We start from the raw sequence: 11,475 nt of genomic DNA, 5'->3' as shown, positions 1-11,475 counted from the left end.
ACAAGCAGCTTTCCAAGGAGCCCGCGATGAAAACCTGCCTTGTGGTGGATGATTCCTCCGTTGTTCGAAAAGTGGCCCGGCGCATGCTGGAAGAGATGAGCTTCCAGGTGCGCGAAGCCGACAATGGCGAGACCGCGATGGAGCGGTGCCAGGAGGCGATGCCGGATGCGATCCTTCTGGATTGGAACATGCCGGTCACCGATGGTCCGCATTTTCTCAGGGCTCTGCGCAAGCGGCCGGACGGAGAGGCGCCGCGCGTGATCTTCTGCACGACGGAGAATGATCTCGATCACATCGCGCGCGCCATCGAGGATGGGGCCGACGAGTACATCATGAAGCCCTACGACGCCGAAATCCTGCGCGAAAAGCTGGAATCCGTCGGCATTCTCGCGAGGGCGACATGAACGCGATCGCCGCCCCTCCACCTGGCACCCGCCCCGCTGCGGCCCGCCCGAAGAGCGACGAACCCATCCGCGTTATGGTGGTCGATGATTCCGCTTTTATTCGCGGCATCCTCGCCCGCTGGATCTCCGAGGAGCCGGACCTCGCTCTCGTCGCCTCCCATCCCAACGGGCGGCGGGCGGTCGATGATGTCATCCGTTCGCAGCCCGATGTCGCCATTCTCGATATCGAGATGCCGGAGATGGACGGGCTGCAGGCACTGCCCCTCATTCTCGAAAAGCGGCCGGGCACGGCCGTCATCATGGCCTCGACGCTCACGCGCCGTGGCGCCGAGGTCAGCATTCGTGCTCTGACGTTGGGGGCTGCCGATTATGTCCCGAAACCCGATTCCGCCAATGGCCTGCTGGCGGCGGCCGACTTCCGCCACGACCTGATTTCCAAGGTGCGCAGCCTTGGTGCCGGGGTGCGTCGCGGCAAGAGCTTCCGTACACCGGCTCCAACAACTGCGCGGCAGGCTCCTGGCGCATCCGCGCCGGCGGCCACACGTGGGGCCGCCATTCCCGCCGCAGCCAAGCCCAAGGTGCGTCTGCGCCCAGCATCGATGAGCGCGGTGCGTGCCTTGGCGATCGGCAGCTCCACGGGTGGTCCGCAGGCACTGACCCGCTTCTTCACCGATGCCGGCAGCGCACTGACGACCATTCCGGTGTTCGTGACGCAGCACATGCCGCCGACCTTCACCACGATCTTGGCCGAGCACATCGCGAAGGCGTCAGGTCGTCCGGCTGCCGAGGGGGTCGATGGCGAGCCCGTGCGTCCCGGTCACATCTACGTGGCTCCGGGTGGCAAGCACATGCTGGTCGCAAAATCGAACGGGACGACGGTGATCAAGCTCTCGGATGCACCGCCCGTCAACTTCTGCAAGCCGGCAGTGGATCCGATGTTTCAATCGATCTCTGACGTCTATGGCAGTGCAACCCTTGCCCTCGTTCTCACCGGCATGGGGTCCGACGGCGCCAAGGGAGCGACCATCATCGCCGACGGCGGCGGTGCCGTCATCGCGCAGGACGAAGCATCGAGCGTGGTCTGGGGCATGCCAGGCGCGACCGCCGAGGTCGGAGCCTGCTCCGAAATTCTACCGATAGCGGAAATCGGACCCCGCGTGGTTCGGCGAATCTCAGGAGGACGCTCATGATCACACCTGCGGACTACGAGTTCTTCCAGAGGTATCTGAAGGCGCAATCGGGCTTGGTCCTGCAGGAGGGGAAAACCTACTTGCTGGAGTCCCGCCTGCTTCCGGTGGCCACGCATTTCGGTCTGCCGAGTATCGCAGCACTTGCCGCAAAGTTGCGGCAGGGTTCCATGGAGATCGGCAAGGCGGTCGTCGATGCGATGACGACCAACGAGTCCTTCTTCTTCCGAGACAAAACGCCGTTCGATCTGTTCAGCGACGTGATGCTGCCGACGCTTTTGCGCAATCGCCCGGTGACCCAGCCATTGCGCATTTGGTGCGCGGCGGCCTCCTCCGGTCAGGAGCCCTACTCTCTCGCCATGATCCTTCGCGAGAAAGTGGGAATGGTCGGCGGACGCAAGGTCGAAATCATTGCGACCGACATTTCCGACGACATGCTGAAACGGGCGAGCGCCGGCATCTACACACAGTTTGAGGTTCAGCGCGGCCTGCCGGTCCAGCTGCTTCTCAAATACTTCAAGAAGAATGGAGAGAACTGGCAGATTTCCGACGATATCCGGCGCATGGTGACGTTCAGAAATCTCAACCTGCTGCACTCCTTCACCACCCTCGGCATGCTCGACATCGTCTTCTGCCGCAATGTGTTGATCTATTTCGACGCGGCCACGAAGGGCGACATTCTGGATCGGGTCTCGCGCAATTTGCGGCCGGACGGCTATCTCGTACTCGGCGGCGCCGAGACGGTGGTTGGCGTGAGCAGCAAGTTCACGCTCGTCCCCGGCCAGCGCAACCTTTATGGCCTTGCAGGCAGCCAATCGGCGGTCGTCGCGGCCTGATCAAAAGCCGCTCCGCACCAAGGCGGAGCGGCTATTTCTTCGACGTGCATCCCATCGTCACACGCCCTGATCTATCAGCGCTCAGGGCGTGTGATGGACCCAAGCTTCAGCTTGCCAGGATAGGTCCGCTAGAGTACCTTTTAGGCGAAGCGGCAAAACTGCGACGTCCGTCGCAGTCCCCCACGCCGCCAGCGAAGACTGGCCTGTCTCCATGACAAGAAAGCTCCTGCTCGTCCTCCTCATTGCGGCAATTGTGGCCGGCGTCGGCTATTCCTATTGGCCCGAGCTCAAAACCCTCGCCACCGGCGAGGATGAGAACGCGGCGATCGCCGCCAGCAATGGCCGTATCGAAGCGGTCGAGATCGACGTCGCCAGCAAGACGGCCGGGCGGCTGCAGGAGGTCTATGTCCAGGAGGGCGACTATGTCGCCGCGGGTGAGGAGCTCGCCAAGATGGATACCGCCTCGCTCGAAGCGCAATTGCGCGAGGCGAAGGCGCAATTGCGCTCTGCCGAAATCGGCATCGACACGGCCAAAAGCCAGGTGACGCAGCGCCAGGCGGAGAAGGAAGCAGCCGAAGCCACCGTCGCGCAGCAAGATGCTACGCTGGAGGCCGCAGAAAAGCGTCTCACCCGCAGCCAGACCTTGTCGGAGCGGGGCACCGGCTCCGTCCAACAATATGACGACGACAAGGCCGCCTACGAAGGCGCCAAGGCGGCGCTCGCGGCCGCAAAAGCCAAGGTGGCAGCAGCCGACGCGGCGCTCGGATACGCGCGCGCGGGGGTCATCAACGCCGAAGCGCAAGTGGACGCCGTGCGCGCCACCGTGGAGCGGATCAAAACCGATCTCGACGACAGCACGCTCACCTCACCCCGGATGGGCCGCATTCAGTATCGTGTCGCCCAGCCTGGCGAGGTCGTGAACGCCGGCAGCGCGATTTTGAACCTCGTCGACCTGTCGGATGTCTACATGACGTTCTTCCTGCCTACGCTTCAGGCGGGCCGTGTGGCACTGGGGGCTGAGGCGCGCATCGTGCTCGACGCCGCCCCGCAATATGTGATCCCGGCGACCATTTCCTATGTCGCCGACGTCGCCCAGTTCACGCCCAAAACCGTGGAAACGGCCGAAGAGCGGCAAAAATTGATGTTCCGCGTCAAAGCTCAGATCCCCTCTGAGCTGCTCAAGGAGCATATCCGCTACGTCAAAACCGGTTTGCCCGGAATGGCCTATGTGAAGACGGACAGCGATGCCGCTTGGCCGGACCATCTGAAGGTCAATGTGCCGCGAGGGGGCTCGCCAGAGCCTGAGCCCGGGGGCGCGCTGACGGGCGCAGAATGAAGCCGCCCCTGCCGACGTCCAATTCTGACGGCGAGACGCATCCGCCGGTCGCGACCCTCGCGCATGTGGCGCTGCGGTTTGGTGCCACTAAGGCGCTCGACGATATCACGCTCGACATTCCTACCGGGCGCGCCGTGGCGCTCATCGGTCCCGACGGGGTCGGCAAATCGAGCCTCTTTTCCCTCATCTCCGGAGCCCGTCGCGTCCAGAAGGGCGAGGTTGACGTGCTCGGCGGCAGCATGAAGGATTCCCGCCACCGCGCCGCGGTTTGCCCGCGCATCGCCTACATGCCTCAAGGGCTCGGCAAGAACCTCTATCCGACACTGTCGGTGTCCGAGAACCTCGATTTCTTTGCCCGCCTCTTCGGCCACGGAAAGGTGGAACGGGAACGCCGCATCCACGAGCTGACCGAGGCCACGGGCCTCGGCCCCTTCCTGACACGCCCGGCGGGCAAATTGTCGGGCGGCATGAAGCAGAAGCTCGGTCTTTGCTGCGCACTCATTCACGACCCCGACCTCCTTCTTCTCGACGAGCCGACGACCGGCGTCGATCCCCTCTCCCGCCGTCAGTTCTGGGAACTGATCGACCAGATCCGGGCCGACCGCCCGACGATGAGCGTCGTGGTCGCCACCGCCTATATGGAAGAGGCCGCACGCTTCGACTGGCTCGTCGCCATGGATGGCGGCCATGTGCTCGCCACGGGAACGGCGGACGAGCTTCTTGAGAAAACCGGAACGCAGACGCTTGAGGCAGCTTTCATCGCGCTCCTGCCTGAAGAGAAGCAGGCCGGATATCAGCCGGTCGTCATCCCGCCGCAGTCACAAGAGGACGGCGGCGCCCCCGCCATTGAGGCGGAAGGGCTGACCATGCGCTTCGGCAGCTTCACCGCCGTCGACCATGTGAGCTTTCGCATTCCGCGCGGCGAGATCTTCGGCTTCCTCGGCTCCAACGGCTGCGGCAAGACGACGACGATGAAGATGCTGACCGGCCTGCTCGCCCCCTCGGAAGGCAAAGCCTTTCTCTTCGGCGAAGAGGTCGATCCGCGCGACCTCACCACGCGCGAGCGGGTGGGATACATGTCGCAAGCCTTCTCCCTCTACACCGAGCTGTCGGTGAGACAGAATCTCGAGCTCCATGCCCGTCTCTTCCGCGTCCCGGAGGCGGACATTCCGGCGCGCATCCGCGAGATGGTGGAGCGTTTCGACCTCGCCGAGATCCTCGACGATTTTCCCGATTCCCTGCCGCTCGGGCACCGTCAGCGCCTCTCGCTCGCGGTCGCCATGATCCACAAGCCGGAGATGCTCATCCTCGACGAGCCCACCTCCGGCGTCGATCTCGTCGCCCGTGACGCGTTCTGGCGGATGATCGTGGAGCTATCGCGCCGCGACGGGGTGACGATCTTCATCTCGACGCACTTCATGAACGAGGCGGCGCGCTGCGACCGTATTTCGCTCATGCATGCCGGCAAGGTGCTCGTAACCGACAAACCGAAAGACCTCGTCGAAAAACGCGGTGCCGCCTCTCTCGAAGATGCCTTCATCTCCTATCTCGAAGAGGCGGGAGCGGATGAGGAACAGGCCCCAAACAAAACCGCCCTCATCTCCCAGGATCCGGCCACTGAGATGCGCCCCCCGCGCCGCTTCTTCGATCTGCGCCGCATGGCGAGCTATTCGCGCCGCGAAAGCCAGGAGGTCCGCCGGGACCCGATCCGCCTGACGCTCGCTATTGTCGGCAGCGTCATTTTGATGTTCATCATGGGTTACGGCATCAGCCTCGACGTGGAGGATTTGAGCTTCGCCGTCCTCGACCGCGACCAGACCGGCCTGTCGCGCGATTATGCTTTCAACATCGCCGGCTCCCGCTATTTCATCGAGAAGCCGCCGATCACGAGTTACGAAGATCTGGACCAGCGCATGCGCGCCGGAGAAATTGGTCTGGCGATCGAAATCCCGCCCGGTTTCGCCCGTGATGTCGCACGCGGCGACAATGTCGAGATCGGCGCCTGGATCGACGGCGCCATGCCGACACGAGCGGAAACGATCAAAGGCTACGTGCAAGGGATGCACACCCAGTGGCTGCTCGCCAAGGCGAAGGAAACCGGCCGCTCCACGGGCCTCGCCAGTCTCGTCGATCTAGAGACCCGCTTCCGCTACAATCCGGACGTGAAGAGCATCGTCGCCATGGTGCCGGCGGTGATCCCGATCCTGTTGATGCTGATCCCCGCAATGCTCGCGGCTTTGAGCGTCGTGCGTGAAAAGGAGCTCGGCTCCATCGTCAATTTCTACGTGACGCCGACGACGAAGCTGGAGTTTCTTCTCGGCAAGCAGATCCCCTATATCGTTCTCGGCTGGCTGAGCTTTCTGCTTCTGACGGCGCTAGCCGTGACGGTTTTCGCCGTTCCCTTCAAAGGCAGTTTTCTTGCCCTTGCGACGGCGGCCTTCCTTTACGTGTGCTCGGCCACGGCACTCGGCCTCTTCATGTCGACTTTCATGAAAAGCCAGATCGCCTCGATTTTCGGCGTGGCGATCCTGACCATCCTTCCGGCTGTCAACTTTTCCGGGCTGACGGATCCGGTCTCGGCACTCGAAGGCATCGGCAGATTGGTCGGCGAGATCTATCCGACCGCGCATTTTCTCACGATCGCACGCGGCACCTTCTCAAAGAGCCTCGGATTCTCGGAGCTGAGCGGAGCTTTCCTGCCGCTGGCGCTCGCGACCCCGGTTCTCCTTGCCGCCACCGCTCTTCTCCTCAAAAAACAGGAGCGGTGAGATGCGGCTCGCCAATATCGGCAATCTCGGGGTGAAGGAATTACGCAGCCTGGTGCGCGACCCGATGATGGTGATCCTCATCGTCTACGCCTTCACACTTGGCGTCTATGCGGCAGCCACCTCGATGCCGGAAAGCCTCAACCGCGCCACCATCAGCATCGTCGATGAGGATCGATCGCCGCTCTCGACGCGCATCGTCTCAGACTTCTATCCGCCCTATTTCGTTCCGCCGAAGATGATCACCGCGTCGGAAATGGACCAGCGGATGGATGCCGGCCTCGACACGTTCGCGCTGGTCATTCCGCCCGATTTCCAACTCGACATGCTCGCCGGGCGCACGCCGACTTTGCAGCTCAATGTCGATGCAACGCTCGTCACCCAGGCCTTCACGGGATCGGGCTATATCCAATCGATCGTCCTCGGCGAGGTAGAGGACTTCGCCCGCCACTACCGCGCCATCGACCGGCTCCCGGTCGAATTAGAGCTGCGTTCCCGCTTCAATCCGCTCCTCGACCGCGCCTGGTTCGGCTCCATCATGGAGGTGATCAACAACATCACGCTTCTGTCGATCGTGCTGACCGGAGCGGCCCTCATCCGCGAGCGGGAGCATGGCACGGTGGAGCATCTGCTCGTCATGCCCGTGACGCCGTTTGAGATCATGGCGGCCAAGATCTGGGCGATGGGCCTTGTCGTCGTCGTATCCTGCTTCCTGTCGCTCACCGTCGTGATCGAGGGGCTCTTGTCGGTGCCGATCGAAGGCTCGATCGCTCTTTTTCTCGTGGGCGCCGCACTGCACGTCTTCGCCTCGACCTCGATCGGCATCTTCCTCGCAACGCTGGCACGATCGATGCCGCAATTCGGGCTTCTGCTGATCCTCGTCCTTCTGCCTCTCGAAATGCTGTCGGGCGGGATGACGCCGCGCGAAAGCATGCCCGATATCGTCCAGACGATCATGCTCGCGGCACCGAACACGCATTTCGTCTCGCTGGCGCAGGCAATCCTTTATCGCGGTGCGGGATTCAGCGTCGTGTGGCCGCAATTCCTCGCAATCGCAGCGATCGGTGCGGTTCTCTTCACCCTTGCGCTGACCCGCTTTCGCAAGACGATCACCGAAATGGCGTGAGCCTCAGCCGGTCGCAAACGCGCCGGAGAGATCGACACGGGCGGGCGCGAAGGCCGTCTCAAAAGCGCTGAGATACCCCGGATCGGCAAAGGCCGGAACCACCGTCGAGGCGTTCACGGCACGCGCCAGGCGCACGTTCTGCGGCAATGTCGGATGCACGTTGTACCGGCGGAAAACGGCTTCGCCATCCTGCACCATTTTGTACCCGCGCGTCGATTTGTGCAGGTGACCGGTAAAGACGACGGAGAGGTCGCGCAGATAGCGATCGATGATCTCCCCGCTCACGCCAAAATCACCATCGGCATCGGCGGCAAGAAAGACGTCCGCCTTGGCCCCGGGATCGGCCGCATCATCTGCGCTTTCGGCGAGGTGCCCGGCGCGTTCCGCAACGCCCGGCAAAGCAAACTCGCGATCGGGACCGGCGATGCGCCGAAGATATTTCCGAACGTTCTCGTCGATCGCAATCTTGCGCCCGGCCTCGTCGGCGATCAACGCCATCTCGATGCCGCGTCCATCGGGAGGGATCGGGATGAGCACGCGCCCGTTTGCGGTGAGCTGCAGAATGTCACCGATTTGGGCCGACCGCGGCTCGTCCGCATCACCATAGGAGGCATCGAGCACGATGGTCGCCGCCGGCGGCGGCGGATCGAAGGCGAAGACGTTCGATTCATCCGTGTGGTCGCCCATATAGATGAAGCCGCCAGCGACATCGAGGAAGGTCCAGACCCCTCCGATCGCATGCCCGTCGCGCCCGGTCTTCGCGCGAAGACCGGCGATTTCCGTCTCGCCATACACGGGAAGTTCCTGCGCATTGGCCGGCCGGTCGATACGCGCAAGCACCGATCCGCTTGCATAAAGTGCCGGATTGCCGAGCATCTCCAAGTTTTCGAGCGCACCGATATGGTCGAAATGGCCATGGCTGATGACGACGGCGTCGACTTTGCCGAGATTTGATAGATCGGCACGTCGACCGGTCGCCTTCTCCTCTCCGAGATCGAAGATGATGCGCCGCCCCTCAGCCTCGACGAGAAAGGTCGCCGGCTGCTTCGGGCCGAGACCGGACAGCGCCTTGAACATCAATCCCATCACGCGCGCCCCGCGGGCAACAACCAACCATCGCGCACGGAAATTCTGACAGCCGCGCCTTCCTCAGGCGGCAGGCCATGGCATTCGAGCCTCAAAACATGTTCTCCTTGTTCGATCTGCGCCGACACGATGGTCGCCGCCCCTTGGAAAGCAGCCGCGGTGACGCGCGCTTCCATACCGGCACCATCAAGCGCGAGATCGGCAGGTCGCACGCAGAGAAGGCGCTCTTCGCCGGCCGCCGCCGTTCCCCTCACCCGCATCTGCGCACCAAAGGCCTCCGCGACGATGAAGCCGCTGTCCTGGCCGACAACCGTCACCGGTAGGACCATGCCGCGTCCGACGAAACGTGCCACCATCTCGGTTGCGGGCTCCGCGTAGAGCTCCCGCGGCGCCGCGACCTGTTGCAAAGCCCCGCGATCCATCACCGCGACCCGATCGGCAAGCGCCATCGCCTCGCTCTGGTCGTGCGTCACGTAGACGAAGGTGGCGCCGATCTCACGGTGAAAGCGGCGGAATTCGATCTGCATCGCTTCGCGCAGATGCGCGTCGAGATTGGCGAGCGGCTCATCGAGAAGAACGACAGAGGGCTGCATGGCAAGACAGCGGGCAAGTGCCACACGTTGTTTCTGTCCGCCCGACAGCTCCGCCGGCTTGCGCCTGGAAAGGCCGCCGAGCCCCACAAGTTCGAGCGCATCCTCGATCCGCCGACGGCATTCGCCAGCCTCTAGACCGCGCACCTTGAGCGCGAAACCGACATTGTCGGCGACCGACATGTGCGGCCAGAGCGCGTAGGACTGAAACACCATGCCGACGTTGCGCTCTTCGGGCGGCAAGGCCCAGCCCGCCCGCGCCACCACCTCGTCACCGAGATGCAATTCGCCCGCATCCGGCACTTCAAAGCCGGCGATCAAGCGCAAAAGCGTGGTCTTGCCGCAACCGGAAGGCCCGAGAAGCGCCAGGAACTCTCCGTTTTCGATGGCAAGGTCGACCGCACGCAGCGCGTCCGTCTCGCCGAAACGCTTACCGAGACCCGAGGCCGTCATCCCCGCCATGGCACAACTCCGGAAGGCAGTCTGCGGGCAAAGAGCGCCGCGATGCCGGCAAGCCCGAGCGCCGCGACTAGCGCGAGCGTCGCCAGCGCCGCAGCCGCCGTGGTGTTTCCTTCCCGGTGCAGGAAGAAGACCATGACGCCGAGCGTTTCCCAGCCGCTCGACCACAGAAGCGCCGAGACGGTGAGCTCGTTGAAAGCCTGCATGAAGATGAGAAGTCCACCGGCCGCTAGCGTTGGCGCCAGAAGCGGTGCGACGACCGCCTTGAGGCGTGTGAGCATGCCGGCGCCGGCAGCACGGGCCGCCTCGTCCATGCCCGGATCGAGGCTTTCCATGGCGGCAACCGTCGGGCGCAGAACGAGGGCGAGAAAACGGGCGAGATAGGCGACCAAGATGATCCAGCCGGTATTGTAGAGGCTGACGCCGAGACCAGGAAGCGGCGGCAGGAAGACGACGATAATGGCGATGGCGAGCACCGTGCCGGGAATGGCATAGGGCGCATCGGCGAAAAGGTCGAGAAGGCGCGCAAGCGGACGCCGCTCAATCACCGAAAGATAAGCGAGCGGCAGTGCCACCGCCGCGCTGATCATCGCTGCCGAAAGCGCGAGAGCGAAACTGTTGATAAAGGCACGCTGCGCCGCCTCGTAGCCGAAAAGCACGAAGCGGTAATTCTCCAGCGTCAGAGTCTCGAGCGACAGTGGCACGCCAAGCGCCGGCAACAGCGACGTGCCGACGAGGGCGAAGAGCGGCAGGATGGCAATGACGGCCAGAAAGGCGAGAAACACACCCTCGACCGGCAAACGCGCGCGGCCGAGCGGGAACGGCACGAGAGGCGCGCTGGAGCGTTCGATGGCAGCCCCGAACCGCCGTGCGACGAGGCTGCGCAGGAGAAGACCGGCAGCGGCGATCAGCGTCAGAATGACGGCAAGCGCCGCGACCTGACCAAGCACCTGCGGCCCGAAACCTTGCAGGCGCTGATAGATGAGCGTCGTCAGCATCGTGTAGCGCCCCGGAATGCCGAGAAGCGCCGGCACGCCGAAATTGCCGATCGACGCGACGAAAGCGAGCGCGGCTCCGCTCAGGACGGAGGGAAAGGCGAGTGGCATCAAGATGCGCATGACGATGCGAAGAGGCCGGGCGCCGGCGAGCCGCGCCGCCTCGACGATATCCATGGGCAACGAAGAAAGCGCCGCGCGCACCGTCAAAAAGACGAGAGCGGCATGCTCCACCCCCATGACGATGACGATACCCCATTTGGAATAAAGCGGGTTGGTCGTGCCGGGCTCGGGCGCAAGCCCGAGCGGCGCGAGGATCGGGCTCGTCGGACCCGTGAGCTCGATCCAGGCGAGCGCCATGATCTGCGACGGGATCAGGAGCGGCAAAAGCAGCATGAAGACGATCGCGCTCTTCCACCGCATATCGGTGAGAACGAGGAGCACGGCGGCAACGGCCCCGATGAAGACGGAAACGAGCGTGGAGAGAAACGAAGCCTCGAGCGTATGGCTCAGGGCGCGGATCGCTGAGCGGCTTTCCCATTGATCGAGGAACGTTCCGAAAAGCACGCCGTCCTTGTTTGGCGCCAGAGCCTCGGCGAAAAGTTGTCCAAGCGGCCACAAAGCGAAGGCCGCAAGATAGAGGGCAACGAGAACGAGGAGGAAATGGCGCTCAAAAAAGCGCAAGAGAGGC

Annotated in this window: 9 protein-coding genes; 6 read left to right on the top strand and 3 right to left on the bottom strand. The window is 63.5% G+C overall.

All coding sequences use genetic code 11. The annotated features are described in order from the left end of the window. The first annotated feature begins 26 nt into the window (after window positions 1-26). The 6 genes from BLP76_RS05100 to BLP76_RS05075 all read left to right on the top strand — a co-directional run bounded on the left by BLP76_RS05100 (window position 27) and on the right by BLP76_RS05075 (window position 7,654). Window positions 27-404 carry a response regulator gene (locus tag BLP76_RS05100; protein WP_092810289.1) on the top strand — a complete coding sequence of 126 codons (378 nt, stop codon included), beginning with the start codon at window positions 27-29 and terminating at the stop codon, window positions 402-404. Beyond that, window positions 401-1,594, top strand: a complete 1,194-nt coding sequence (locus tag BLP76_RS05095; protein WP_200170567.1) for a protein-glutamate methylesterase/protein-glutamine glutaminase — start codon at window positions 401-403, stop codon at window positions 1,592-1,594. The genes BLP76_RS05100 and BLP76_RS05095 overlap by 4 nt, the downstream gene beginning before the upstream one ends. Beyond that, window positions 1,591-2,427, top strand: coding sequence for a CheR family methyltransferase (locus BLP76_RS05090; RefSeq protein ID WP_092810285.1), 837 nt, complete (start codon window positions 1,591-1,593; stop codon window positions 2,425-2,427). The genes BLP76_RS05095 and BLP76_RS05090 overlap by 4 nt, the downstream gene beginning before the upstream one ends. 211 nt (window positions 2,428-2,638) lie before the next feature. Further along, window positions 2,639-3,763 carry an HlyD family secretion protein gene (locus BLP76_RS05085; RefSeq protein WP_092810283.1) on the top strand — a complete coding sequence of 375 codons (1,125 nt, stop codon included), beginning with the start codon at window positions 2,639-2,641 and terminating at the stop codon, window positions 3,761-3,763. Next, window positions 3,760-6,531 (top strand): ribosome-associated ATPase/putative transporter RbbA, encoded by a 2,772-nt coding sequence (rbbA, locus tag BLP76_RS05080; RefSeq protein WP_092810281.1) that lies wholly within the window; start codon window positions 3,760-3,762, stop codon window positions 6,529-6,531. Before BLP76_RS05085 ends, rbbA begins: the two co-directional genes overlap by 4 nt. 1 nt (window position 6,532) lies before the next feature. Further along, window positions 6,533-7,654, top strand: coding sequence for an ABC transporter permease (locus BLP76_RS05075; protein ID WP_092810279.1), 1,122 nt, complete (start codon window positions 6,533-6,535; stop codon window positions 7,652-7,654). Between the two features lie 3 nt (window positions 7,655-7,657). On the opposite strand, the gene BLP76_RS05070 is transcribed toward BLP76_RS05075, so the two are convergent. From BLP76_RS05070 to BLP76_RS05060, 3 genes are read right to left on the bottom strand one after another with little or no spacing between them, the layout of a single operon-like run. Next, window positions 7,658-8,740: an MBL fold metallo-hydrolase gene (locus BLP76_RS05070; RefSeq protein ID WP_139163690.1), complete on the bottom strand. Its 1,083-nt coding sequence runs from the start codon at window positions 8,738-8,740 to the stop codon at window positions 7,658-7,660. After that, window positions 8,740-9,792 (bottom strand): ABC transporter ATP-binding protein, encoded by a 1,053-nt coding sequence (locus BLP76_RS05065; protein ID WP_092810275.1) that lies wholly within the window; start codon window positions 9,790-9,792, stop codon window positions 8,740-8,742. Before BLP76_RS05065 ends, BLP76_RS05070 begins: the two co-directional genes overlap by 1 nt. Then, entirely contained in the window at window positions 9,780-11,468 is a 1,689-nt protein-coding gene (locus BLP76_RS05060) for an ABC transporter permease (protein WP_092810273.1), read from the bottom strand. The genes BLP76_RS05065 and BLP76_RS05060 overlap by 13 nt, the downstream gene beginning before the upstream one ends. Window positions 11,469-11,475 lie beyond the last annotated feature (7 nt).

Origin of the sequence: Afifella marina DSM 2698 (genome assembly GCF_900102695.1) — a bacterium.
GTDB lineage: Bacteria > Pseudomonadota > Alphaproteobacteria > Rhizobiales > Afifellaceae > Afifella > Afifella marina.
The sequence above is the reverse complement of the archived record's forward strand: the minus strand, read 5'-3'. Positions and strand labels throughout refer to the sequence as shown.

What these genes read in the sequence shown, in the direction of transcription:
- BLP76_RS05100 (WP_092810289.1), top strand. Translation starts at nt 27, where the DNA reads ATGAAAACCTGCCTTGTGGTGGATGATTCCTCCGTTGTTCGAAAAGTG.
- BLP76_RS05095 (WP_200170567.1), top strand. Translation starts at nt 401, where the DNA reads ATGAACGCGATCGCCGCCCCTCCACCTGGCACCCGCCCCGCTGCGGCC.
- BLP76_RS05090 (WP_092810285.1), top strand. Translation starts at nt 1,591, where the DNA reads ATGATCACACCTGCGGACTACGAGTTCTTCCAGAGGTATCTGAAGGCG.
- BLP76_RS05085 (WP_092810283.1), top strand. Translation starts at nt 2,639, where the DNA reads ATGACAAGAAAGCTCCTGCTCGTCCTCCTCATTGCGGCAATTGTGGCC.
- rbbA (WP_092810281.1), top strand. Translation starts at nt 3,760, where the DNA reads ATGAAGCCGCCCCTGCCGACGTCCAATTCTGACGGCGAGACGCATCCG.
- BLP76_RS05075 (WP_092810279.1), top strand. Translation starts at nt 6,533, where the DNA reads ATGCGGCTCGCCAATATCGGCAATCTCGGGGTGAAGGAATTACGCAGC.
- BLP76_RS05070 (WP_139163690.1), bottom strand. Translation starts at nt 8,740, where the DNA reads ATGGGATTGATGTTCAAGGCGCTGTCCGGTCTCGGCCCGAAGCAGCCG.
- BLP76_RS05065 (WP_092810275.1), bottom strand. Translation starts at nt 9,792, where the DNA reads ATGGCGGGGATGACGGCCTCGGGTCTCGGTAAGCGTTTCGGCGAGACG.